Source organism: Terrabacter sp. R4-6, assembly GCF_057529065.1.
In genome coordinates this window covers 1,663,567-1,687,146 of record NZ_CP197224.1, presented here as the reverse complement: position 1 = coordinate 1,687,146, position 23,580 = coordinate 1,663,567, and the positions used below count along the sequence as shown (strand labels likewise).

The 23,580-nt window shown below is 74.2% G+C and carries 23 protein-coding genes and 1 riboswitch; of the genes, 13 read left to right on the top strand and 10 right to left on the bottom strand.

Going from position 1 to position 23,580, the window contains the following annotated elements:
- Positions 1-76: 76 nt before the first annotated feature.
- From ACSSS0_RS07975 to ACSSS0_RS07960, 4 genes are all read right to left on the bottom strand, one after another.
- On the bottom strand, positions 77-688 hold the full coding sequence (locus tag ACSSS0_RS07975; RefSeq protein WP_487230691.1) for a hypothetical protein: 612 nt from the start codon (positions 686-688) through the stop codon (positions 77-79).
- Positions 689-844: 156 nt separating this feature from the next.
- On the bottom strand, positions 845-1,822 hold the full coding sequence (locus ACSSS0_RS07970; RefSeq protein ID WP_487230690.1) for an NAD(P)H-quinone oxidoreductase: 978 nt from the start codon (positions 1,820-1,822) through the stop codon (positions 845-847).
- A gap of 10 nt (positions 1,823-1,832) precedes the next feature.
- Positions 1,833-2,549: a Type 1 glutamine amidotransferase-like domain-containing protein gene (locus ACSSS0_RS07965; protein WP_487230689.1), complete on the bottom strand. Its 717-nt coding sequence runs from the start codon at positions 2,547-2,549 to the stop codon at positions 1,833-1,835.
- A gap of 1 nt (position 2,550) precedes the next feature.
- Complete coding sequence (locus ACSSS0_RS07960; protein WP_487230688.1) at positions 2,551-3,324, bottom strand: IclR family transcriptional regulator; 774 nt, start codon at positions 3,322-3,324, stop codon at positions 2,551-2,553.
- A gap of 101 nt (positions 3,325-3,425) precedes the next feature.
- Between ACSSS0_RS07960 and hutH the strand changes: the two genes are divergently transcribed.
- Both hutH and hutU read left to right on the top strand, forming a co-directional pair.
- Positions 3,426-4,991, top strand: coding sequence for a histidine ammonia-lyase (gene hutH / locus ACSSS0_RS07955; protein ID WP_487230687.1), 1,566 nt, complete (start codon positions 3,426-3,428; stop codon positions 4,989-4,991).
- Between the two features lie 43 nt (positions 4,992-5,034).
- A complete protein-coding gene (gene hutU, locus ACSSS0_RS07950) occupies positions 5,035-6,690 on the top strand; it encodes a urocanate hydratase (RefSeq protein WP_487230686.1) in 1,656 nt (551 codons plus the stop codon).
- 37 nt (positions 6,691-6,727) lie between these two features.
- On the opposite strand, the gene ACSSS0_RS07945 is transcribed toward hutU, so the two are convergent.
- Both ACSSS0_RS07945 and ACSSS0_RS07940 read right to left on the bottom strand, forming a co-directional pair.
- Positions 6,728-7,105, bottom strand: a complete 378-nt coding sequence (locus ACSSS0_RS07945; protein ID WP_435984543.1) for a DUF3253 domain-containing protein — start codon at positions 7,103-7,105, stop codon at positions 6,728-6,730.
- Between the two features lie 34 nt (positions 7,106-7,139).
- Complete coding sequence (locus tag ACSSS0_RS07940) at positions 7,140-7,673, bottom strand: aminoacyl-tRNA deacylase (RefSeq protein ID WP_487230685.1); 534 nt, start codon at positions 7,671-7,673, stop codon at positions 7,140-7,142.
- Positions 7,674-7,726: 53 nt separating this feature from the next.
- Here ACSSS0_RS07940 and ACSSS0_RS07935 point away from each other — a divergent pair, with 53 nt between their 5' ends.
- Genes ACSSS0_RS07935 through hutI form a run of 3 tightly spaced genes read left to right on the top strand, consistent with a single transcriptional unit; the run spans position 7,727 to position 11,525 of the window.
- Positions 7,727-8,989, top strand: coding sequence for an allantoate amidohydrolase (locus tag ACSSS0_RS07935; protein WP_435984545.1), 1,263 nt, complete (start codon positions 7,727-7,729; stop codon positions 8,987-8,989).
- A complete protein-coding gene (locus ACSSS0_RS07930) occupies positions 8,986-10,332 on the top strand; it encodes a formimidoylglutamate deiminase (protein WP_487230684.1) in 1,347 nt (448 codons plus the stop codon). The genes ACSSS0_RS07935 and ACSSS0_RS07930 overlap by 4 nt, the downstream gene beginning before the upstream one ends.
- Positions 10,329-11,525, top strand: a complete 1,197-nt coding sequence (hutI, locus tag ACSSS0_RS07925) for an imidazolonepropionase (protein ID WP_487230683.1) — start codon at positions 10,329-10,331, stop codon at positions 11,523-11,525. Before ACSSS0_RS07930 ends, hutI begins: the two co-directional genes overlap by 4 nt.
- On the opposite strand, the gene ACSSS0_RS07920 is transcribed toward hutI, so the two are convergent.
- The gene (locus tag ACSSS0_RS07920; protein ID WP_435984548.1) at positions 11,522-11,731 is read right to left on the bottom strand and encodes a DUF1918 domain-containing protein; all 210 of its coding nucleotides are present in this window, start codon (positions 11,729-11,731) and stop codon (positions 11,522-11,524) included. The two genes, hutI and ACSSS0_RS07920, sit on opposite strands and share 4 nt — an antisense overlap.
- 92 nt (positions 11,732-11,823) lie before the next feature.
- Positions 11,824-13,236 (bottom strand): MBL fold metallo-hydrolase, encoded by a 1,413-nt coding sequence (locus ACSSS0_RS07915; protein ID WP_487230682.1) that lies wholly within the window; start codon positions 13,234-13,236, stop codon positions 11,824-11,826.
- Positions 13,237-13,397: 161 nt separating this feature from the next.
- Between ACSSS0_RS07915 and ACSSS0_RS07910 the strand changes: the two genes are divergently transcribed.
- Together ACSSS0_RS07910 and ACSSS0_RS07905 are read left to right on the top strand one after the other, a co-directional pair.
- Positions 13,398-14,582: a sensor histidine kinase gene (locus ACSSS0_RS07910; RefSeq protein ID WP_487230681.1), complete on the top strand. Its 1,185-nt coding sequence runs from the start codon at positions 13,398-13,400 to the stop codon at positions 14,580-14,582.
- Between the two features lie 44 nt (positions 14,583-14,626).
- A complete protein-coding gene (locus ACSSS0_RS07905; RefSeq protein ID WP_435987805.1) occupies positions 14,627-15,280 on the top strand; it encodes a response regulator transcription factor in 654 nt (217 codons plus the stop codon).
- Positions 15,281-15,330: 50 nt separating this feature from the next.
- Here ACSSS0_RS07905 and ACSSS0_RS07900 read toward each other — a convergent pair whose 3' ends face one another.
- Positions 15,331-15,849 (bottom strand): DUF1918 domain-containing protein, encoded by a 519-nt coding sequence (locus tag ACSSS0_RS07900; RefSeq protein ID WP_487230680.1) that lies wholly within the window; start codon positions 15,847-15,849, stop codon positions 15,331-15,333.
- 133 nt (positions 15,850-15,982) lie between these two features.
- On the opposite strand from ACSSS0_RS07900, the gene ACSSS0_RS07895 reads away from it, so the two are divergent.
- Positions 15,983-17,038: a zinc-dependent alcohol dehydrogenase family protein gene (locus ACSSS0_RS07895; protein WP_487230679.1), complete on the top strand. Its 1,056-nt coding sequence runs from the start codon at positions 15,983-15,985 to the stop codon at positions 17,036-17,038.
- A gap of 49 nt (positions 17,039-17,087) precedes the next feature.
- Here ACSSS0_RS07895 and ACSSS0_RS07890 read toward each other — a convergent pair whose 3' ends face one another.
- Positions 17,088-17,546, bottom strand: a complete 459-nt coding sequence (locus ACSSS0_RS07890; RefSeq protein ID WP_487230678.1) for a DUF4235 domain-containing protein — start codon at positions 17,544-17,546, stop codon at positions 17,088-17,090.
- Positions 17,547-17,619: 73 nt separating this feature from the next.
- A riboswitch (TPP riboswitch) is annotated at positions 17,620-17,735 on the top strand.
- Between the two features lie 89 nt (positions 17,736-17,824).
- On the opposite strand from ACSSS0_RS07890, the gene ACSSS0_RS07885 reads away from it, so the two are divergent.
- The 5 genes from ACSSS0_RS07885 to mptB are packed head-to-tail and all read left to right on the top strand — an operon-like array spanning position 17,825 to position 23,532.
- Positions 17,825-18,439, top strand: a complete 615-nt coding sequence (locus ACSSS0_RS07885) for an ECF transporter S component (RefSeq protein ID WP_487230677.1) — start codon at positions 17,825-17,827, stop codon at positions 18,437-18,439.
- A 22-nt stretch (positions 18,440-18,461) separates the two neighbouring features.
- Positions 18,462-20,792 (top strand): ATP-binding cassette domain-containing protein, encoded by a 2,331-nt coding sequence (locus ACSSS0_RS07880; RefSeq protein ID WP_487230676.1) that lies wholly within the window; start codon positions 18,462-18,464, stop codon positions 20,790-20,792.
- A gap of 55 nt (positions 20,793-20,847) precedes the next feature.
- Complete coding sequence (locus tag ACSSS0_RS07875; RefSeq protein WP_487230675.1) at positions 20,848-21,384, top strand: hypothetical protein; 537 nt, start codon at positions 20,848-20,850, stop codon at positions 21,382-21,384.
- A 2-nt stretch (positions 21,385-21,386) separates the two neighbouring features.
- The gene (locus ACSSS0_RS07870) at positions 21,387-21,983 is read left to right on the top strand and encodes a histidine phosphatase family protein (protein WP_487230674.1); all 597 of its coding nucleotides are present in this window, start codon (positions 21,387-21,389) and stop codon (positions 21,981-21,983) included.
- On the top strand, positions 21,976-23,532 hold the full coding sequence (mptB, locus tag ACSSS0_RS07865) for a polyprenol phosphomannose-dependent alpha 1,6 mannosyltransferase MptB (RefSeq protein ID WP_487230673.1): 1,557 nt from the start codon (positions 21,976-21,978) through the stop codon (positions 23,530-23,532). Before ACSSS0_RS07870 ends, mptB begins: the two co-directional genes overlap by 8 nt.
- Positions 23,533-23,580 lie beyond the last annotated feature (48 nt).

The following is a 23,580-nucleotide window of genomic DNA, read 5'->3' as shown; positions in this document are numbered from 1 at the left end:
GCGGGTCGGGGCCCGTGCGTCCTCGTCCGTCCGCACGGGTCCCTGGGTGAGCCCGGGTGTGCTCAGGTGCGCGGCGTCAGTGCGCGCCCGCCGTGGCGAACCACGGGTGGTGGAGGTCGTGGTAGCGGACGTCGCTCATGGCCTTGTCCATGTCGCCCATCTGCTCCGTGATCTCGGGCGGCATCTCCTTCTTCTCGCCCTCGCGTGCCTCGGCCTCGGTGCGGAACGCCATGGTCTGGGTGAACCAGCCGTCCTTGTCGACCGCGATGGTGCCGCCGAGGATGTCCGGGCGCTCGGTGTGGAGCGTGTCCATCGGCATGTCGCGCATCATCCGGAACTTCTCCTGGTCGCTGATCCGACCCTGGATCACCTGGACGAACTGCGCGTCGTCGGAACCGCCGTCGAGCATCATCGTCACGTCATCGCAGTCGTGGAACGTGACGTCGCCGTCGAAGCACTTCTCCGTCTCGGCCCACCAGGCGCCCTGCTCGGGGCGCTGGCTGTTGCGCATGGCCGACTCCTTCGAGTCGAAGCGCACCACGCCGATGAACTCGCTGTCGTCGTCGATGCCGTAGGTGCCGCCGAGCCAGCCGTCCGCGCCCGGCTCGAGCTCGTCGCGCCACGCGTCCATGCGTGCATGGAGCCGGTCCGCGTCGTGGGTCTTGCCCTGAATCACTTGGATGAACACTGCAGAACCTCCCGATACTCGTGTGGTGGGAGGGCCGCTTCGTGGCGAAGTGGTCCACCTGTCGACGGTACGCCCGTCGGGCAGGGCGCGTCAGTGGACGAGTCCGACACGGCCGGATCGTCCCGTCCGGCACGGTGATTCGGCGGGGAGGCGCGCTCAGGTGGTGAGCAGGATCTTGCCGATGTGGCTCGACGCCTCCATCTCGCGGTGCGCCTCGGCGGCGTGCTCGAGGGGGTGGCGCGAGTGGATGACGGGACGCACCGCGCCGGACTCGATGAGGGGCCAGACGTGCTCGCGGACGGCGGCGACGATCGCGGCCTTCTCCGTCGCGGGGCGGGCCCGCAGCGAGGTGGCGATGACGGCGGCGCGCTTGGCGAGGAGCATGCCCATGTCGAGCTCGCCCTTGCGGCCGCCCATGAGGCCGATCGTGACGAGACGCCCGCTGATGGCGAGGGCCTCGACGTTGCGGGAGAGGTACTTCGCGCCCATGTTGTCGAGGATGACGTCGGCGCCGTGGCCCTTCGTCAGCTCACGGACGCGCTCGACGAAGTCCTCCTCGCGGTAGTTGACGAGGAACTCGGCGCCGAGGTCGCGGCACACGTCGAGCTTGGCCTGGCTGCCCGCCGTGACGGCGACGTGCGCGCCGACCGCCTTGGCGAGCTGGATCGCCATCGTGCCGATGCCGGAGCTGCCACCGTGGACGAGGAGCACCTGGCCCGGCTGGATGTTGGCGACGAGGAAGACGTTGGACCAGACGGTGCACGTCACCTCGGGCAGGCCCGCCGCGTCGACGAGCGAGACGCCACGCGGCACGGGCAGCAGCTGCTCGGCCGGGGCCACGACGCGCTCGGCGTAGCCGCCGCCGTCGATGAGGGCGCACACCTCGTCGCCGACCTGCCAGTCCTCGACGCCCTCGCCGAGCGCCGCGACGGTGCCGCTCACCTCGAGGCCGGGGTACTCCGACGCGCCGGGGGGCGGCGGGTAGTGGCCGAGGCGCTGCATGACGTCGGCACGGTTGACGCCCGCGGCCGCGACGTCGATGACCACGTGCCCCGGCCGCAGCTCGGGGTCGGGCACCTCGTCGAGGACGAGGCTGTCGGCGTCTCCGGGCTCGGGGATCGTGATGGCGCGCATGGGAGCGAGCCTATTGACCCGCGGCCCGAGCACGCACGAGCGCCCCGCCGGGCGTGGCCGTGTCCGGCGTGACGTGCCACACGCGTCCCGCGCCCGCCACCGCGCCGTCCGACCGGAGGAGCGTCCCCTCGTCGATCGCGACACCGCTCGGCGCCAGGCCTGCGGCCACGACGGCGACGAGGCGCGACACGGTGCCCCACTGGGCGGCGTGCACGTCGACGGAACCCGGCACGAGCCCGAGGCCACGGACCACGGCGAGGTCGTCGAGGTCCTCGTTGCTGTCCTCGGGGCAGACGGGCCGACCGTCGAGGAGCCAGCCCCCGATGACCGCATGGGAGCCGGCGACGGCCGCGCCCGCGGAGAACCCGGCATACGGCACACCCGCGGAGACGAGCGCGCGGATGCGGCTGTAGGCACCCGCGAGCGACGCGTGGTACTCCGGTGTGGGGCCGCCGCCGACGAGGAGCCCGTCGATCCCGTCGAGCGCACCCGGGTCCAGCGGCGTGCCCTCGGCCACCCGCTCCACGACGAGGTCGTGGCCCCCCACGAGACCGAGCGTGTGGACGTACTTCTCGTGGTAGTCGAGCGACTCCGGATCGGTGCCCATGACGACGAGCAGGATGCGCGGGGTGCCGCCGGCGCGACGGGCGGCGGCCTCGACGAACGGGCCGTAGAGCGTGGGGGCGAGGGCGTCGTCCCAGCCGCCGCCGATGAGGTGGACGTCCATGTCAGCGCCTTCCCGTCGAACTGGGGCTGAGCCGTCGCGCGATGTCGTCGGCGGCGAGTCGGGCCCGGGCCACGAGCTCGGCGACGTGCTCGGCGCCCGCGTCGGGGGTGCGCAGCGTCAGGGCGATCGCGGCGATCGGCCGGCCGGCGCGGTCGAGCACGGGTACGGCGACCGACGACAGGTCGGCCGTCACGGTGCCCTCCTCGCGGGCGTAGCCGTCGGTGCGCGTCCGGGTGAGCACGCTGCGCAGCTCGGCGAGCGAGCGCGGCCCGCCGCCGCTGCGCTGGACGAAGGAGGCGCGGTCGGGGTAGAGCGCGCGCACCTGGGTGGCGGGGAGCGCCGACAGCATGGCGAGCCCGCTGGCGGTCAGGTGGGCGGGCAGGCGCACGCCGACGTCGGTGACGAGCATCGGCTGCCCGGGCGCGCGTTCCTCGAGGAGGTAGATGACGTCGCGTCCGTCGAGCGTGGCGAAGTGGGCGTTGCGGCCGCACTGGTCGACGAGCCGGCGCATGGCCGCCCGTGCGACGCGGGCGAGGGGCGCCTGACGCTGGTAGGCAGAGCCGAGCTCGTAGGCGGCCTGGCCCAGCCCGAAGCGCCGCTCCTCCACGTAGTGGGTGACGTAACCGCGGCTGTGCAGCACCTTGAGCAGGTGGTAGACCGAGCTGCGGGGCAGGCCGAGGTCGCGGGCGATGGACGCGGCGGGCACCGGCTCGGCGTGGCGGGAGAGGTGCTCGAGGACGTCGAGCGCGTTGGCGGCGGCGGGGGCGTTGGACACGTGGGCCACCTCCTGTCCGCGGGCGGATGACGTCTCGCATCCGAGACAATTGTCCTCCCTCGGGGGCCGACGCGCCAGCCGTTCGGCGGTTCGATGGGTCCATGAACGCAGCACCCGCCATCGCCGCCCGAACCGTCACGGTCGGCACCGGTCCGCTCTCGCTCGACGACGTCGTCGCCGTGGCCCGCCACGAGGCCCCGGTCGAGCTCTCCGGCGAGGCCGAGGCCGAGATCGCCCGCAGCCGGGCCGTCATCGAGGACCTCGCCCACGACACCGTCGCCCACTACGGCGTCTCGACGGGCTTCGGCGCGCTCGCGACCCGCCACATCCCGACGGCGCTGCGCGCCCAGCTCCAGCGCTCGCTCGTGCGGTCGCACGCCGCCGGCGCCGGCCCCGAGGTCGAGCGCGAGGTCGTGCGCGCCCTCATGCTGCTCCGCCTGTCGACCCTCGCGACGGGCCGCACCGGCGTGCGCCTCGAGACCGCGAGGACGTATGCCGCCCTGCTCAGTGCCGGCATCACCCCGGTCGTGCACGAGTACGGCTCGCTCGGCTGCTCCGGCGACCTCGCGCCGCTGTCGCACTGCGCCCTCGCCGCCATGGGGGAGGGGCCGGTGCGCCTCGCCGACGGGACGCTCACCGACGCGGCGACCGCCCTGCGCGACCACGGGATCGAGCCGGTCGTCCTCGCCGAGAAGGAGGGCCTCGCGCTCATCAACGGCACCGACGGCATGCTCGGCATGCTCGTCCTCGCCATCCACGACCTGCGCCACCTGCTCAAGGTCGCCGACGTGTCGGCCGCGATGAGCGTCGAGGGCCTGCTCGGCACGGACGACGTCTTCGCCCCCGACCTCCACGCGCTGCGACCGCAGGTGGGGCAGGGCGACTCGGCCGCGAACATCCGTGCCGTCATGTCGGACTCGCCGATCCGCGAGTCGCACCGGACGGAGGAGTGCACCCGCGTCCAGGACGCCTACTCCCTCCGCTGCGCACCGCAGGTGCACGGCGGCGCCCGCGACACGGTCGAGCACGCCGCGCGCGTCGCCGCCGCCGAGCTCGCCTCCGCCGTCGACAACCCCGTCGTCACCCCCGACGGCCGCGTCGAGTCCAACGGCAACTTCCACGGCGCACCGGTCGCCTACGTCCTCGACTTCCTCGCCATCGTCGCGGCCGATGTCGCCTCGATGTCCGAGCGCCGGTCCGACCGCTTCCTCGACCAGGCCCGCAACCACGGCCTGCCGCCGTTCCTCGCCGACGACCCCGGCGTCGACTCGGGCCTCATGATCGCGCAGTACACCCAGGCCGCCATGGTCTCGGAGATGAAGCGCCTCGCCGTCCCCGCGTCGGTCGACTCGATCCCGAGCTCGGCCATGCAGGAGGACCACGTGTCGATGGGCTGGTCGGGCGCCCGCAAGCTGCGTCGCTCCGTCGACGCCCTCGGCCGGGTCCTCGCCATCGAGGTGCTGACGGCGGCGCGCGGCATCCAGCTGCGCGCCCCGCTCGAGCCGTCTCCCGCCACGGGCGCGGTCATCACGGCCCTCGCGGCCCGCGCGAACGCGGCCCCCGGGCCTGACCGCTTCCTCGCCCCCGACATCGAGGGCGCCCACCGGGCGGTGACCGACGGCGACGTCCTCGCCGCCGCCGAGTCCGTCACCGGCCCGCTCCCCTGAGCGACCCGGCATACCAACGTTTTCCACCTCGAAGGAGAGTGACATGGAAGGTGCACGACCCGTCCGCGCGGCGCGTGGGACGACCCTGACGGCGCAGTCGTGGGCCACCGAAGCCCCACTGCGGATGCTCATGAACAACCTCGACCCCGAGGTGGCCGAGCGCCCCGACGACCTCGTCGTCTACGGCGGCACGGGTCGCGCGGCTCGCGACTGGAAGTCCTTCGACGCGATGGTCCGGACGCTGACGACCCTCAAGCAGGACGAGACGATGCTCGTCCAGAGCGGCCGTCCCGTCGGCGTCATGCAGACGCACGAGTGGGCGCCGCGCGTCCTCATCGCCAACTCCAACCTCGTCGGCGACTGGGCGACGTGGCCCGAGTTCCGGCGCCTCGAGCACCTCGGCCTGACGATGTACGGCCAGATGACGGCCGGGTCGTGGATCTACATCGGCACCCAGGGCATCGTCCAGGGCACCTACGAGACCTTCGCCGCCGTCGCCGAGAAGAAGTTCGGCGGCACCCTCGCCGGCACGCTGACCCTCACCGGCGGCTGTGGCGGCATGGGCGGCGCGCAGCCGCTCGCCGTCACCCTCAACGAGGGCGCCTGCCTCATCGTCGACGTCGACCCGGCCCGTCTCCAGCGCCGCGTCGACCACCGCTACCTCGACGAGGTCGCGACCGACCTCGACGACGCCATCGAGAAGGCGCTCGCCGCCAAGCGCGAGCGTCGCGGCTGGTCGGTCGGCGTCGTCGGCAACGCGGCCGAGGTCTTCCCCGAGCTGCTCCGCCGCGGCGTCGAGATCGACATCGTCACCGACCAGACGTCGGCGCACGACCCGCTCAGCTACCTGCCCGAGGGCGTCGACCTCGCCGACTGGGCCGATTACGCCGAGAAGAAGCCCGAGGACTTCACCGACCGCGCCCGCGCCTCCATGGCCAAGCACGTCAAGGCGATGGTCGAGTTCCAGGATGCCGGCGCCGAGGTCTTCGACTACGGCAACTCGATCCGCGACGAGGCCCGTCAGGGCGGCTACGACCGCGCCTTCGAGTTCCCCGGCTTCGTGCCCGCCTACATCCGACCGCTCTTCTGCGAGGGCAAGGGCCCGTTCCGCTGGGCCGCGCTCTCGGGCGACCCGCGCGACATCGCGGCGACCGACAAGGCCGTGCTCGAGCTCTTCCCCGACAACGACCGACTGCACAAGTGGATCCGTGGCGCGCAGGAGCGGATCGCCTTCCAGGGCTTGCCCGCCCGCATCTGCTGGCTCGGCTACGGCGAGCGTGACAAGGCCGGCCTCAAGTTCAACGAGATGGTGCGCACGGGCGAGATCTCGGCACCCATCGTCATCGGCCGCGACCACCTCGACAGCGGCTCCGTCGCGAGCCCCTACCGAGAGACCGAGTCGATGGCCGACGGCTCCGACGCCATCGCCGACTGGCCGCTGCTCAACGCGCTCGTCAACACGAGCTCGGGCGCGAGCTGGGTCTCGATCCACCACGGCGGTGGCGTCGGCATCGGCCGGAGCCTGCACGCCGGTCAGGTCTCCCTCGCCGACGGCACCGACCTCGCGGCGCAGAAGCTCGCGCGCGTCCTCTCCAACGACCCGGGCATGGGCGTCATCCGCCACGTCGACGCCGGCTACGACATCGCCGACCGGGTCGCGCACGAGCGCGGCGTCCGCATCCCGATGCAGGAGGGCTGAGAGGGCGTATGCCGTCCAGCGGGTGCGGGCGGAGGGCTCAGCGGGGGCGTCGCACCGTGATCGGGCCCTTCGCGTGGTCGGGGTCGATGACCCGGCCGCCCTGGATGATCTGGGCGCGCCCGGCGGCGACGAGCCGCCGGGCGGCGTTGCGGGCCGGCTCGACGAGCGTCTCCCAGTCCTCGCCGCCGACGGCCCTGGCCGCCTCGGACGGGTCCACCGTCGCCGAGGCGGCGTGTGCCCTGACGAGCTTCGTCAGGGCGTCCTCCACCTCGATGTCGACGGGGGTCAGGCCGTGCTTGCGGCAGTTGTCGGAGCACCAGCGCACCGTCGCCCAGTCGCGCTCCCAGGCCTTGCGCCACGTGATCGTGCGACCGCATCGAGCGCACGGTTTGGTGGGCAGCGGGGTGCGTGACATGTGCACAGTCTGCGCCCTCGGGGCCGCGGGGGCGTCAACGGACCTTGCGGACCTCCTCGTCGGAGATGTCGGCGACGGTCGCGTCGAAGAGCCGGATGACGTCGTCGCCGTTGACCGTGAGGCCGATCCCGTGGCCGCCGCCGCCGAGCGAGATGCGGCGTCCGACGAGGTGGGTGTCGGCGATGACCGGCAGGCGCGCGGCGGAGCCGAAGGGCGTGATGGTGCCGCGCTCGTAGCCGGTGACGGCCTTCGCGGCGGCGGCGTCGGGCATCGAGATGCGGTTCGTGCCGAGCAGGGCGCGGACCTTGGCCCACGAGAAGGTGCGGTCACCGGGTACGAGGACGAAGACATGGTCGTCCTCCGCCCGGCGCACGACGAGGGTCTTGATGAGGTCACGCGGCTCGATGCCCCGAGCGGCGGCCGCCTCCTCGAGGCTCGAGACGCGCCCGTGCCGGGTCACCGTGTGCTCGATGCCCGCCGCGAGGACCGCGTCGACCGCCGGAGTGCGGATCGGCGCATCCGAGCCCGAGTCACTACGCTCGGCGGTGTCATCGCGGTCGGGGTCCATGGGACAGAGCCTAGTTACAGAGCCGGACGCGGACGCCGGCGTTGCGAGGAGTGGTGATCGAGGTGACGACGAGCTTCGACCGGATGTGGGCTGATCTCGAGCCCGTCGGTCGCGACGCCGGGTCGGGCGGCTACCGCCGCTACGCGTGGACCCGGACCGACCACGACCTCCGGGAGTGGTTCGCCGCGGAGTGCGCGGCCCGCGGCCTCGACCTCGTCGAGGACCGCGCCGGCAACCAGTGGGGCTGGTGGGGCGACCCCGACACGACGCCCGGCGTCGTCATCGGCTCGCACCTCGACTCCGTGCCCGACGGCGGCGCCTTCGACGGGCCGCTCGGTGTCGTCAGCGCGCTCGCGACCGTCGACGCGCTGCGCGAGGCGGGCTTCGAGCCCGACGTGCCGCTGGGCGTCGTCAACTTCGTCGACGAGGAGGGCGCCCGCTTCGGCATCGCCTGCGCGGGCTCCCGCATCATCACCGGCGCCCTCGACGCCGACCGGGCCCGGTCGCTGACCGACGGGGACGGCGTGACGATGGCCGAGGCCTGGCGCGGCGCGGGGCGTGACCCGGGGACCCTGGGCCGCGACGACGAGGCGGTGCGCCGCGTCGGCCGTTTCGTCGAGCTGCACGTCGAGCAGGGCAAGGCGCTCGCGCTCGCCCCCGACGGGAGCGAGGACCTCACCGACCCCGACCGGGCCGTCGCGATCGGCACCGACATCTGGCCGCACGGCCGGTGGCGCGTCGACATCCCCGGCGAGGCCAACCACGCGGGCACGACGCGCATCGCCGACCGCCAGGACGCGATGATCGGGCTCGCCACGGTCATCCAGACGGCGCGGTCGTATGCCGTGGGGCTCGGCTGCGTCGCCACCGTGGGAAAGGTCAACGTCGTCCCCGGCGGCGTCAACGCGATCCCGAGCCACGTCACGGCCTGGCTCGACGTCCGCGGGCGCAGCGAGCACGTCGTGCACGCGGCGGTCGACGCCGTATCGTCGGAGGCCAGCCGCCTCGGGGCGACGACGACGCCGGAGTCGTGGACGCCGACGACCACCTTCGACACCGGTCTCGTCGACAGGCTGCGCGGGGTCCTGCCCGACGCGCCCCTGCTCGGCACGGGCGCCGGGCACGATGCCGGCATCCTCGCGACGCACGGCGTCCCGAGCGCCATGCTCTTCGTCCGCAACCCCACAGGAGTTTCACACTCACCCAGCGAGCTCGCGAGCACCGATGACTGCCACCATGGGGTCACGGCCCTGACAGCCGTCGTGACCGCGCTGTGCACAGGGAAGGACCCCGAGTCGATGAGCGACGCCCGATGACTGCGTTCTGGTGCGAGAGTGCCTGGCTCACAGGAGGATTCGCGCGACGGGTGCGCCTCGTGACCCAGGACGGCCTCTTCAAGGAGGTCCTCGTCGACGCCGACCCCGAGCCCGACGACATCCGCCTCGCCGGCGTGACGCTGCCCGGCATGGCCAACGCGCACAGCCACGCCTTCCACCGCGCCCTGCGGGGCCGGGTCAACGGTGGCGGCGGCAACTTCTGGAGCTGGCGCGAGCAGATGTACGCCGCCGCGGAGCAGCTCAACCCCGACACGTACTTCGCCCTGGCGCGGGCCGTCTTCGCCGAGATGGTGCAGGCCGGGATCACCGTCGTGGGGGAGTTCCACTACGTCCACCACCGTCCCGGAGGCCACCCCTACGGCGACCCGAACGCCATGGGGCTCGCGGTGCGCCAGGCCGCCGACGAGGCCGGTATCCGGCTGACGCTCCTCGACACCTGCTACCTCGAGGGCGGCCTCAACGGTGGCGGCCACGTCGAGCTGCACCCCGGCCAGCGCCGCTTCAGCGACGGCACCGTCGACGCCTGGGCCTCCCGGATGTCCGCGCGCCGCCCCGAGACCGACCGCGTGCGGCTCGGTGCGGCCATCCACTCGGTCCGCGCGGTCCGCCGTGAGGACCTGCCGCGGGTCGTCGAGGCGGCCGGCGACCTGCCGCTGCACGTGCACCTGTCGGAGCAGCACGGTGAGAACCTCGCCTGCCAGATGTTCTACGGCGCGAGCCCGACGCAGCTGCTCGACGAGGCGGGTGCCCTCGGAGCCCACTCGACGGCCGTGCACGCCACTCACCTCGAGGACCGCGACATCGACCTGCTCGGCGGCACCGGCACGGGCGCGTGCTTCTGCCCGACGACCGAGCGCGACCTCGCCGACGGCATCGGCCCGGCGCGGGCGCTCCACGACGCCGGCAGCCCGCTGTCGCTGGGCTCCGACCAGCACGTCGTCATCGACCCGTTCGAGGAGCTGCGCGGTCTCGAGATGCACGAGCGCCTCGTCACCAACGAGCGCGACCGCTTCTCGGCCAACGACCTGCTCCTCGCGGCCTCCTTCAACGGCTACCGGTCCCTCGGCTGGTCCGACGGCGGCCACCTCAGCAAGGGCGCGCTCGCCGACTTCGTCACCGTGCGCACCGACACGGTCAACACCGCAGGCGCCGCGCACGACCAGATCATCTACGCGTGCGTGGCGTCCGACGTCTCGACCGTCGTCGTCGGTGGCGACATCGTCGTCAGCGACGGCCACCACCGGATGGGCGATGTCGGCCGGATGCTCGTCGGCGCCATCGACCGCGTCGCGGGAGGGGTTGTCGGAGGGGTGCACGCGTGAGCCTGCTCCTCACGGGCATCGCGGAGCTGACGACGAACGACCCGGCCCGCGGTGACGGCCACGCCGACCCCGGCGACGCGCTCCTCGGCGTCGTCCGCGACGCGGCCCTCGTCGTCTCGGACGACGGCGTCGTCGAGTGGGTCGGGCCGGCCGCCGACGCCCCCGACGCCGACACCCGCCGTGACCTGGGCGGTCGCGCGGTCATCCCCGGTTTCGTCGACTCGCACACGCACCTCGTCTTCGCCGGCGACCGCTCTGCGGAGTTCGCCGCCCGCATGACCGGCACCCCCTACGACGGGGGTGGTATCGCCGTCTCGGTCGCGGCCACCCGGGCCGCGAGCGACGACGAGCTGCGCGCCCTCGTCGCCGCCCGGGTCGCCGAGATGCGCGCGCAGGGCACGACGACCGTCGAGATCAAGAGCGGCTACGGCCTGACCCTCGACGACGAGCTGCGCAGCCTCCGCATCGCCCGCGAGCTCACGCCGCACACGACCTTCCTCGGCGCGCACGTCGTGCCGCGGGAGTACGCCTCGGACCGGGCGGCCTACGTCGACCTCGTGACGGGTCCCATGCTCGACGCGGTCGTGGCCGACGGACCCACCGCGCTCGCCGAGAGCATCGACGTCTTCTGCGAGCCCCGCTCGGCGCACGCCTTCGACGGCGACGAGGCCCGCACGATCCTCGACGCCGGCCGCGCCGCTGGCCTGTCGCTCCGCGTTCACGGCAACCAGCTCGGCCACGGTCCGGGTGTCCGCCTGGCCTGCGAGCTCGGCGCCCGCAGCGTCGACCACTGCACCTTCCTCGACGACGCCGACGTCGAGGCGCTCGCCGCGGCGCGGGGCACGACCGTCGCGACCCTACTCCCGGGCGTCGAGTTTTCGACCCGCTCGCCCTACCCCGACGCGCGGGCGCTCATCGACGCCGGCGTCGACGTGGCGCTCGCCTCCGACTGCAACCCCGGCACCTGCTACTCGTCGTCGATCCCCTTCGCGATCGCCCTCGCGGTGCGCGAGATGGGGATGACGCCCGCCGAGGCGCTGCACGCCGCGACCGCCGTCTCGGCGCGCTCGCTCGGCCTCGACCGTCGCATCGCGCCGGGGCAGCCCGCCGAGCTGGCCGTCATCGACGCGCCGAGCCACCTGCACCTCGCCTACCGCGCCGGGGTGCCGATCGTCCGCGCGCTCGACCTCTAGCCGCCCGCGGGGGACTCGTCGGGGTGCTCGCAGCGCAGCACCGAGCCGGGTCCCGGATGGATGATCCCGGTGTGCCCGTCGGACCACTCCACGACGTAGGGCGGGGCGCCGCCCTCACCCTTCACCTCCCGGATGGTCCCTTCGCGCGTGCTCTGACCGACGTGCTCCGCGGCCATCGTGATGCGGTCACCGACCCGTGCCTCCATGGCACACCTCCTCGCGCTGGGGCTCCCCCCCAAGGACACCACCTCTTCGCCCCGGCGGGAAGGACTTCGCGGGCCGGGTGACCGACGAGATGTCAGTCGAGCAGCACCCGTTCGCCGAAACGGGGCACCGAGACGGCGCAGTCGAACCGCTCGCGTACGCCGTCCGCCAGCGCCCGCGCGGCCGCGGGCTCCCCGTGGACGACGTGGACGCTCTCCGGAGGACGGGGCATCTCGCCGATCCAGGTGAGCAGCTCGTCGGCGTCGGCGTGCACCGAGAAGTCGTCGAGCGTGACGATCTCGGCCCGGACCGGGACGTAGCGCCCGGCCATCTTGAGCTCTCGCGCCCCTTCCTGCAGGTCGCGGCCGCGGGTGCCGATGGCCTGGTAGCCGGTGAGCAGCACGGTGTTGCGTGCCTGGGGCAGCAGGTGGCGCAGGTGGTGCACGACGCGCCCTCCCGTCGCCATGCCGGAGGCCGACACGATGATGCACGGCGTGCCCGGGGTGTTGAGCCGGATCGACTCCTCCGCGCTGTGCGCGGTCCGCAGCCCGGACAGGCGCCGCAGCCGGTCGAGGGCGCCGGGACGCACCTCGGCGGCGTGCGCCGGGTCGCGGTAGATGTCGAGGGCCGCGAGGGCCATCGGGCTGTCGACCCACACCGGCACGTCGGGGATCGCACCGCTCGCGACGAGGTCGGCGATGGCGAGCAGGACGATCTCGGTGCGGTCGACGGCGAAGGCCGGCACGACGACGCTGCCTCCGCGCCGGACGGTGCGCCGGATGGCATCGGCCATGACGCGGTGGTCGGGGTCGACCTCGGGGTGGGCACGGTCGCCGTACGTCGACTCGACGACGACGGTGCGGGCGGCGGGCGGCCGGGACCGGGGCAGCAGGACCGGGTGGTCGGGCCGGCCGAGGTCGCCGGAGAAGAGGACGCTCGCACCGTCGACCTCGACGAGCACGCTCGAGCTGCCGAGGATGTGCCCGGCCGGCACGAACGTCACGGTCGCGCCGTTCGCCCCGCCCACGCGTACGGCCGCGTCCTCGCCGACGGGGCGCAGCGCCGCGATGGCGACCTCGGCGTCCGCGACGGTGTAGAGCGGCAGGGGCGGGTCGTGCCGGGACCAGCCGCCGCGCCGCGCTCCCTCGGCCTCCTCCTCCTGCAGGTGCGCGCTGTCGCGCAGGATGACTCCGGCGAGGGCGGCGGTCCCGGCCGTCGCGTGCACCGGCCCGGTGAAGCCGCCCTTGACGAGCGCCGGCAGGTAGCCGCAGTGGTCGAGGTGGGCGTGCGTCAGCGCCACGGCGTCGACCGAGGCCGGGTCGACGGGAGGCGCCTCCCAGTTGAGCGACCGCCAGCGCCGCTCGCCCTGGTAGAGGCCGCAGTCGACCATGAGTCTCGCGCCCTCGCCCTCGACGAGGAACTTGCTGCCGGTGACGGTCCCGGCCGCGCCGAGGAACGTCAGTGCCGGCGCCGGTCCGTGCCGCTCGGGTCTCTCGTGACTGCTCATGGCCCCTCCTCGGGTCCACCTCCATCGTCCTCCCGCTCACGGGCACGCAGCCGTGCTTCGCCGCGTGATCATGGAGACATCCGCGCGACGGACGGCGACGTCCGGCCGGTCTCCGACCACGGTCTGACGACCCGACCCCACGGCCCTCGTAGGCTCGGGGCGTGAGCGAGGGGAGCGTCTACGACTGGCTGCAGCGCCGGCCGCTGCTCCTCGACGTCCCGCTCGCGGTCTTCCTCGCGCTGCTCGGCCTCGTCGTGCTCGGTGAGGGCCAGGGCATCGGCTGGGCCGTCGTCGGCCTCTCCAACCTCGCGCTCATCTGGAGGCGGACCCACCCGGCCACGGCGTTCGCCGTCGTCAGCATCGCGCTCGCGATCCGGGTCGTCCCGACGAGCAACCTGCTCCCCGGCGACATCGCCTTCCTCGTCGCGCTCTACTCGCTGGCCGCCTACGACCGTCGCCGCGGCGTGCGCCTCGCCGGCCTCGGCGTCGCCGCGCTCGGGTCGGCCATCGCCGGCGTTCGGTTCTCGGCCGTCAGCGGCCGCGTGCCCGGTCCCGGCGAGTTCCTCTTCACCTTCGTCGCCTGCGCCGCGGCCTCGCTCGCGGCATGGGCCCTCGGCGACCTCAAGCGCGCCCGCCGCCAGCGCCTCGCGGACCTCGAGGACCGCGCCGAGCGGGTCGAGCGCGAGCGCGAGCAGGCGCTGCGGCTCGCCGCCCAGCAGGAGCGCGCGGCCATCGCCCGCGAGATGCACGACGTCGTGGCGCACGCCCTGTCGGTCATCGTCGTGCAGGCCGACGGCGCCGCGTATGCCGCCGAGCGCAGTCCCGAGGGCGCGCTCGCCCGGTCGGTGGGTGCGCTCGAGACCATCGGCTCGACGGCCCGGGACGCCCTGACCGAGACCCGCCGTCTGGTCGGCGTGCTGCGCGACCCCGAGTCGGGCGTCGAGCTCGCCCCCAGCGGTGGCGTGGACCAGCTCGACGACCTCGTCGCGGGCGTCCGTGCGGCCGGGGTGCCGGTGACCCTGACGGTCCGGGGCGCCGAGCGCGCGCGGCCCGTGGGACTCGACCTCGCGGCATACCGCGTCGTCCAGGAGGCGCTCACCAACGTCATCAAGCACGCCGGTCCCGGCGCGAGCGCCGTCGTCGACGTCGAGCAGACCGAGGACCTGCTGCGGATCTCGGTGTGCGACGACGGGGTCGGCCCGCGCAGCGTCGACGACGGTCGCGGCCACGGGCTGCCGGGCATGCGCGAGCGGGTCGCCGTGCACGGTGGCACGCTGACGGCGGGACCGCGGGCGGGTGGCGGCTTCGAGGTGCTCGCGACGATGCCGACGGAGGGGGAGCGGTGACCGAGGTGACGAGGGAGCGACCGGTGGACCGGCCGACCCGGGTGATGATCGTCGACGACCAGGCGCTCGTGCGAGCGGGCTTCCGCATGGTGCTCGACGCCGAGCCCGACATCGACGTCGTCGCCGAGTGCGCCGACGGGCTCGCCGCGCTCGACGCGCTGCCGGGTCGTGACGTCGACGTCGTGCTCATGGACATCCGGATGCCGCGGCTCGACGGCATCGAGGCGACCCGCCGGGTCGTCGAGCGGGGCGACACCCCCAAGGTGCTGGTCCTGACGACCTTCGACCTCGACGAGTACGTCTACGCGGCGCTGCGCGCGGGTGCGGCCGGCTTCCTGCTCAAGGACGCCGGCCCGTCGGAGCTGCTCTCGGCGATCCGGGCCGTGCACACCGGCGACGCCGTCGTCGCCCCCGGGCCGACCCGACGCCTGCTCGACCGCTTCCTCCCCGTGCTCGCGAACCCCGCACAGCCCTCCGGCCTCGAGCGGCTCGACGTCCTCACCGAGCGCGAGCGCGAGGTGCTCGAGGCCGTGGGCAGGGGGCTGAACAACACCGAGATCGCCGCGACGTTCTTCGTCGCCGAGGCCACGGTCAAGACCCACGTCGGGCGCATCCTCGCCAAGCTGGGACTGCGCGACCGGGTGCAGATGGTCGTGCTCGCGTACGAGACCGGCATCGTCCGTGTCGGCGACGCCTGACGCGCCACGTGGGGGCGAGGCGGCGCCGAGTCACGCCGTGCGGCGTCTGCTCAGGTCGTCCTGACGTGGGCCTCCTCGCCCGTGCGCTGCTCGATGTCGCGCTCCGCCGCGACGATGAGCTGGTCGGCGAGGTGGCGCAGGGCCCGGGCGACGGCCACCTCGTCGCCGATCCGGCGGGACGCCGGGTCGTCGGACGCGCGGTGGCTCGAGCCCTGGGCGCTCAGGCGGTCGGTGGGGTCCGCGACGAGCACGACGGTCGCCCTCGTGTCGTCGCCGGACTCGAGCAGCGAGACCCGGACCTGCCACTCGCGCAGGTGCTGGGTCGGTGCACGGTCCGCCGGCCTCGCCGGCCGGGGCGCGGCGCTCGCCGCCTTGTCGTCGCCGGGCACTCCGAGGTGCAGCACCGACCCGGGGCCGGGGTAGATGAGCCCGGTGTGGCCGTCCGCCCAGCGCACGACGAACGGCGGCCCGCCGTCGGCGCCGTGGACCTCGAGCACCTCCCCGTCACGGGTGGGCTCGTCGACGTGCTCTGCCGCGAGCACGATGCGGTCTCCGACGTGTGCTCTCACGATGGCCTCCTCGATCGGTCTCAGACCAGAACAGCACGCGGACGGCGGCGTGCTCAGGGGCGAAGGGCACCGCGGCGCGGGACCTTGGACCCTAGCCGCGCCCCGTGGGCGGGGCGTGGGATGGGGGGACGTCGTGCGCCGGCACGACCGACGGCCCGAGGGAGGCGCCACGAGCACGATGCAGGCGTGGGTCGTCGACGATCCGGGGCCGCTGCGGCGGCACCCGCTCGTCAGGGCCGAGCTGCCGGTCCCGGAGCCCGGCCCCGGCGACGTGCTGGTCCGAGTGCGCGCCTGTGGGGTGTGCCGCACCGACCTGCACGTCGTCACCGGCGACCTGCCACGACACCGGCACCACCTCGTGCCCGGCCACGAGGTGGTGGGCGAGGTGGCTCTCCTCGGCGAGGGCGCCCACCGCTTCGCGCTCGGGGACCGGGTGGGCGTGGCCTGGCTGCGGACCACGTGCGGCGCGTGCCGGTGGTGTCGGTCGGGACGCGAGAACCTCTGCGACGCATCGCGATACACCGGCTGGGACGCGGACGGAGGCTACGCGGAGTGGACCGTCGTGCCCGAGGCGTACGCCTACCGGGTCCCGGCCTCGTTCTCGGACGTCGACGCGGCGCCGCTGCTGTGCGCGGGCATCATCGGCTACCGCTCGCTGCGACGCGCGCAGCTGCCGCCCGGGGGCCGGCTCGGCATCTACGGGTTCGGCGCGAGCGCCCACCTCACGGCTCAGGTCGCCGTCGCGCAGGGGGCGGAGGTGCACGTGCTGACCCGGGGGGTGGGTGCCCGGGCGCTCGCGGCAGAGCTCGGGGCGGCGTCGGTCGGTGGTCCCTACGACGCGCCGCCGGTGCCGCTCGACGCCGCGATCCTCTTCGCACCGGTGGGCGAGCTCGTCCCGATCGCGCTCGAGGCCCTGGCGCCGGGCGGCACGCTGGCCCTGGCGGGCATCCACCTCAGCGACATCCCCGCGCTCGACTACCAGCGCCACCTCTTCCGCGAGCGGTCCGTGCGCAGCGTCACGAGCAACACGAGGCAGGACGGCGTGGAGTTCCTCCTGCTGGCCGAGCGGTTGCAGCTCCGGGTGGCCACGACGCCGGTCCCCCTCGGAGAGGCCGACCGCGCGCTCCTGGACCTCGAGGCGGGCCGCGTGCACGGGGCTGCGGTGCTCGTGCCGGACGACTCGGGCTGAACCGTCCGGCCTGCGGCGTCACGCGCCGGGCGGGTCCGGCGGCTGAGCGTCAGCGGCCGCCCGTGGCCTTGTCGATGGCCTTCCTCGTCGCCCGCTCGGCCTTCGCCTTGCCCTTGGCGAGCTTCTTCGACGCCTTCTTGTCGGTGGGTGACACCTTCTCGTCCTCGAGCGCCTTGGGCAGGTGCCCGGTCGAGCGACGGTAGTAGCTTGCGGCGCCGCGCTCGACGGCGACCCGAGCCGTCGCCACGGCCATCGACGACAGTGCCGTGAAGAGCACGACGTCACGCGTGCGCTCGCGCTCGAAGTCACCCTTGACGGGCACGTTGCGGCCGGTCGCGAGCTTCCAGCCCTTCTGCGCGGCGTCGGTGGCGATCTTCGTCGCCAGGATGGTCGAGCCGACGCTGAGGATCTTCCACGCGGGGCCGCCGAGGGGCGTGCGCGGCGCTGCGGCGTCCTGGGCCTTGGCCTTCGCCCTCGAGACGGCCTTCTTCGTGTCCTTGGATGCCATGCTGAGACTGTACCCACGGGGCGCGGCGGACCAACGAGTACAGTCGTCCCCACAACTGAAGAGCACCACCCGTTCATCACGACAGGGGAGCGCCCTTAGCGCTGAGAGTGCGGCAGCCAGACGGCAGAGCCGCAGACCCTCGAACCTGCTCCGGTTAGCACCGGCGAAGGAAGTCGGTATTTCTCAGGCCACCGCACGGCATGCGTCATCGACGTGTGCCGGCCGGCTGGCTTCCCCCAGGTATCCACACGTATCCACTGGAACCCGGGAGACACACCATGTCCAGCACCATCACCGCGAGCGGTCCGCTGACCCGCTGGCGCACCATCGACCTGCTCACCTGCGCCTTCCTCGGCGTCGCCTTCGGCGTCGCCTACTGGGCCTGGGGGCTCGTCTACGCCGTCCCGTCCGAGGCCGTGTCCGCGGCCTTCCCCCCCCTCGGGGCCCTCTTCAACTGGCCCTGGCTCGTGGCCGGCATCGTCGGGATGCTCATCATCCGGCGCCCCGGCGCGGCCGTCTTCACCGAGCTCCTCGCGGCCGTCGTGTCGGCGCTCATCGGCACGCAGTGGGGCCTGACCACGCTCGTGTCGGGTCTCGTCCAGGGGCTCGGGGTCGAGCTCGGCTTCGCCGTCTTCGCGTATGCCGTCTACAGCTGGGCGCCGCTGCTGCTCGGTGGCTTCCTCGGCGGCGCGTTCGAGGCCGTCTACGAGTGGTACTCCTACTGGACCGACTGGGGCTGGGGCTACAAGATCTCCTACCTGCTCCTGCTCGGCGCCTCGGTCGCGGTCCTCGGCTCGCTCCTCGCCGCCGGCCTGACGCGTCTGCTCGCCGCGGCGGGTGCGCTCAACCCGTTCCCGCCGGGCCAGGAGGTCCGCGAGCAGCGGGCCGTCTGACTGGTTCGAGGTGGACGCGCCGATGGCACGAGAAGCGGAGCACCTCGACGCGCGGTCGTCGTCGGTGTCCTCGGGCCTCGGCGTGCGCGTGGAGGACCTGACGTGGAGACCCTTCGGGCGCCCCCGTCCGGTCCTCGACGGCCTCGACCTCACCCTCGAGCCCGGCGAGCGCGTGCTGCTCGCCGGGCCGAGCGGGTCGGGCAAGTCGACCCTGCTCCGGGCCGTCGCCGGCCTCCTGCTCACCGCGGACGCCGGTGACCTGTCGGGCACGGTGACCGTGGGCGGCCATGCGCCACAGGACGTTCCGGGCTCCGTCGGCCTCGTCCTGCAGGACCCGGGCGCCGGCGTCGTCGCGTCGAGCATCGGTCGTGACGTCGCCTTCGGCCTCGAGAACGTCGTGCTGCCGCGGGACGAGATGCCGTCCCGCGTCACGGCCGCGCTGCGCGAGGTCGGGCTGACGATGCCGGCCGACAGCGCGCCGTCGACCCTGAGCGGGGGCGAGTCCCAGCGGCTCGCGCTCGCGGGGGCGCTCGTCATGGAGCCGTCGGTGCTCCTGCTCGACGAGCCGACGGCGATGCTCGATGCCGACACGGCCGCCGACGTGCGGGCCGTCGTGGCCGACGTCGTCGAGCGGCGCGGCCTCACCCTCGTCGTCGTCGAGCACCGGCTCGACGGCTGGCTCGACCTCGTCGACCGGCTCGTCGTCCTCGACGCGGCGGGCTCCGTCGTGGCCGACGGCGAGCCGCGCGCGGTTCTCGCCGGCTACGGGGAGTCCCTTGCGGCGCAGGGGATCTGGGTCCCCGGCGTGCCCGACCCAGAGCCCCTCCGGCTCGACCTCGAGCCGGCTCCGCACGCGGCGGCGGGGCGCGTGCCGCAGGGCCGGGTCGTCGCAACGGCCTCCGACATCCGGGTGGAGCACCGGAGCCGTCGACTGGGGGAGCGGTCCCGCACCACCCTCGCCGTCGACGGCGCCGACCTCGAGGCACGAGCCGGCCGGTCCGTGGCCCTCGTCGGCCCGAGCGGTGCCGGCAAGTCCTCGCTCATGTCCGCGCTCGGCGGTCTCGTCGAGCCGGCCCGCGGCAGCGTCGACGTCGCGCTGCCCCTGACCCCGGCCGGGACCGGCGAGCGTGCAGCAGCGCGTGACCGCCTCGCGCCCCCGCACGAGTGGTCCTCGCTCGACCTCGCGCGCGTCGTCGCGTGGGTGCCGCAGCGCGCGGCGACCTCGCTCGTCGGCCGCACGGTGCGCGACGACGTGCTCACCACCCCGCTCGCGCTCGGGCAGGACCCCGAGACCGCCGGCCGGAGGGCCGACGCGCTGCTCGCCGCTCTCGGTCTCGCGCACCTGGCTCAGGCCGACCCGCGCCAGCTCTCCGGCGGTGAGCAGCGCCGCCTCGCCATGGCGTCGGCCGTCGCGCACGGCCCGGCCCTCGTGCTCGCCGACGAGCCGACCGTCGGGCAGGACCGGCTCACGTGGTCGGCGGTGTCCGGCGTGCTCGCCGCGGCCCGTGACGAGGGTGCGGCCGTCGTCGTCACGACCCACGACCCCGGCGTCGTCGACGACGCCGACGACGTCGTCCGGCTCGCTGCGCCCACCCAGCCGCCGCCCGACCCGGAGCCCGAGCGCCACCCGCTGCTCGCCCGCGTCGGGCCCCTGGCACTGCTCGGTGCGGCCCTCTGCGTCCTGCCCCTGCCGGCCCTGCTCGACACGTGGCGCCAGGGCCTGGCCGTCCTCGCCGTCGAGGTCGTGCTCGGACTCGTCGGCCTCATCGCCCCGGGGCGAGGTCGCGCGCCGGAGGGACGTCTCCGAGGCGTCCTCGCGCGTCTCGCGCCCGCGGCGCTCGCCGTCGCCGGCGTCGCCTGGTCGGCGTGGCTCCTCGGCGGCCGGGACCTCGAGGTCGCCGCGGGGGCCGCGCTGCGCGTGCTCTGCCTGCTCGTGCCCTCGGCCTTCGTCGTCGGCTTCCTCGACCCGGAGGGCCTCGGCGACCACCTCGCCCAGCGGGTCCGGCTCCCGGCCCGTCCCGTCGTCGCCGCGACGGCGGCCCTTCAGCGGCTCCAGTCCTTCGACACCCTCTGGGGCGAGCTCATGACGACCCGTCGCGTGCGCGGTATCCGGGCCGACCACGGGGTCCTGGCCCGCGGCCGCGAGGCCGTCGTCGTCACCGGCGGGCTCCTCATCGGCGCCCTCGGCCAGGCCTCGACGCTCGCGCTCGCGATGGACGCCCGGGGCTTCGCCGAGGCCCGCCGCCGCACGTGGGCGGGCCCCGCGCCGTGGCGTCTGCCCGACACGCTCGCCCTCGGTGCGGGCCTGCTCGTCGTCGTCGCGGCGGTCGCGGCCCGGCTGACGCTGTCCTGACGCCCTCGCGGGGCACAATGGGCGGCGCACACCTCGCGACAGGAAGGGGCCGCACGTGCCCATGCCAGGCCGACCGCGCCCAGCCACCCGGGTCATCCGGACACCCCGGGCGTATGCCGTCCCGACCCTCGCGCTGGGCCTGTCCGCCTCGCTCGTGCTGGCGCTCGCGGGCTGCGGCCAGCCCGCCCCGTCGTCGCCCGACGGCTCCGTGGCCCCGACGGTCAGCGTGCCCGTGCAGCCGACGATCACGGCCGAGACCCCGAGCGACGACGTGCCCGACCCCGTCGACACGACCGAGCCCGGCGACGGCGGCCTCTTCGACGCAGCCTCGAGCCTCACCGGCGCGACGTGCACCCCCACGGGCGAGTCGTGGAGCTTCACCGGCACCCTCACCAACTCCGACACGCAGGAGCACACCTTCACCGTGGCCGTCTTCATCGTCAAGACCTCCGACGGCTCCGACGTCGCGGGCAAGGAGGTCGAGGTGACGCTCGCCGCCGGGGCGACCGCGCCGGTCTCCGTCAAGGACTTCCACACCGGACCCAGCAAGGGCGTCGAGTGCCTGAGCGGCGTCACGGTGAAGGGGCTCTGACCGTGCGGCTCTACCTCGTGCGCCACGGCCAGACCCATGCCAACGTCGCCCGCCAGCTCGACACGGCCGTGCCCGGCCTCGACCTCACCGACGAGGGCCGCGCGCAGGCGCGGGACCTCGCCGACCGGCTCGGGGGCGAGGACCTCGGGGCGATCTACACCTCCGACCTCGTGCGCACCCAGCAGACCGCGGCGCCGCTCGCCGAGATGCTCGGCCTCGACATGGTCGTGCTCCCCGGGCTGCGCGAGATCCAGGCCGGCGACTACGAGATGTCGACCGAGTGGCAGCCCTACATCGACGCCGTCATCCGCTGGCGCGACGAGCCCCACCACACGATCCCCGGCGGCGACAGCGGGGCCGGCTTCATGGAGCGCTACGACGCGGCGATCGCCCGCATCGCCTCCGACGGCCACGAGTCCGCCGTCGCCGTGAGCCACGGGGCCGCCATGCGCGTGTGGTGCTCGGCCTCGCTCGGGCTGCCCGCCGACTTCTTCGACGGCCGCCGGCTCGACAACGCGCACGTCGTGACGATGGAGGGCGACCCCGAGGCCGGGTGGCGCCTGCTCGCGTGGGGCGACGAACCGGTCACGCATGGCTGAGCCGCGACGCGCCGGCACCGCCGGCACGTGGCGCTGGGCGGGCGCCGTCGGCGGGGTCGTGCTCGCGGCCGCCTCGTGGGGCTCGGGCGCCCTGCCGCGACCCAACACCGGCGTGCTCTGGCCGGGCGTCGCCTGGTGGACGCCCAAGGGTGGCTCGCCCCTGCTCGCCACGGTCGCGGTGCTCGCGATGGGCCTGCTCGTCCTCGCCTGGTGGCGGCTGCGCGACGCCGACGTGTCGGTGCACTGGTGGTGGGTGACCATCGCCCTGTGGTTCGCGCCGCTCGTCGCGGCGATGCCGCTCTACAGTCGGGACCTCTACTCCTACGCCGCCCAGGGTCTGCTCTGGGACCAGGGCCTCAGCCCCTACGACCACGTCGTCCGTGAGCTCGACTCGCCGTGGCGCGGCTCGACGGCGCCGACCTGGCTCGACAGCCCGACGCCCTACGGGCCCGTCTGGCTGCTCCTCGCCCGGGCGGTCGCCTCGGTCTCGGGCGAGCTGTGGGTCGCGCTCCTGCTCCTGCGGCTGCTCGCCGTGGCGGGGGTCGCCGTCATGGCGTGGGCCGTGCCCGACATCGCCCGCCGGATCGGCTGGTCACCCGTGCGGGCGCTCTGGCTCGGCGTCGCGGTGCCCCTCGTCGGCGCGCACTTCGTCGGGGGAGCCCACAACGACGCCCTCATGGTGGCGGCGGTGCTCGGCGGCCTCGCCCTCGCGCTGCGCGGGCGCTTCGTGATCGCCTGCGTCGTCATCGCCCTCGGGGCCATGGTCAAGGTCACCGCCGTCGTCGCGCTGCCGTTCGTCGTCATCCTCTGGGCCCGCCACGGCGCGACCGCGCGGGCCGCGGGGACCGGCGGGACGGCATACGCCCGCTGGGGTGACGTCGTGCGTGCCGGCGCCCTGACGCTGCTGTGCTCCGGCGTCCCCATGGCCCTGGGCGGGGTCGTGACGGGTCTCGGGTTCTCGTGGCTCAACCCGACGGGGACCCCGGGCAAGAACGAGCAGTGGACGTCGCTGCCGACCGCCGTCGGGATCGCCGTCGGTGCGGTCGGTCATCTGCTCGGCCACGACGAGTGGCGCGACGCCGGCATCGCGACCGCGCGGGCCGTGGGGCTCGTCGTCCTCGCCCTGCTCCTCGTCCTCGTCTGGCTCGCGGCCCTCAAGCCGGCGGACACCCGGGGCCTGGCCGCGGAGGACGCCGCGGCCGAGCCACGCCTGCGCCCGGTGCGGGGCATCGCCTGGGCCATGCTCGCCGTCGTCGTCCTCGCCCCCGTCTTCCTCGGGTGGTACTACCTCTGGGCGCTCCCGCTCTTCGCCGTGTCGCTCGGCGCCCTGTGGCAGGAGCGGCTCGAGCGGCCCCTCGCCGTCGTCGCGACCGTCGTCTGCTTCGCGACCCTCCCCGAGGGCTACAGCCTCGGCCTGACGACGACGGCCCTCGGGGTCCCGCTCGCCCTCGTCGTCCTCGTGCTGCTGCTGCGGCGCGGGCTGCGCACCGCCCGCCGTACCGACTGGCGCCACCTGCTCGACCTCGACCGGCCCCTCGTCCGCCGCTGAGGCCGCCGGGGTCACGGATCGGCGACAGTTGCCGTGGTCCCTGACAGA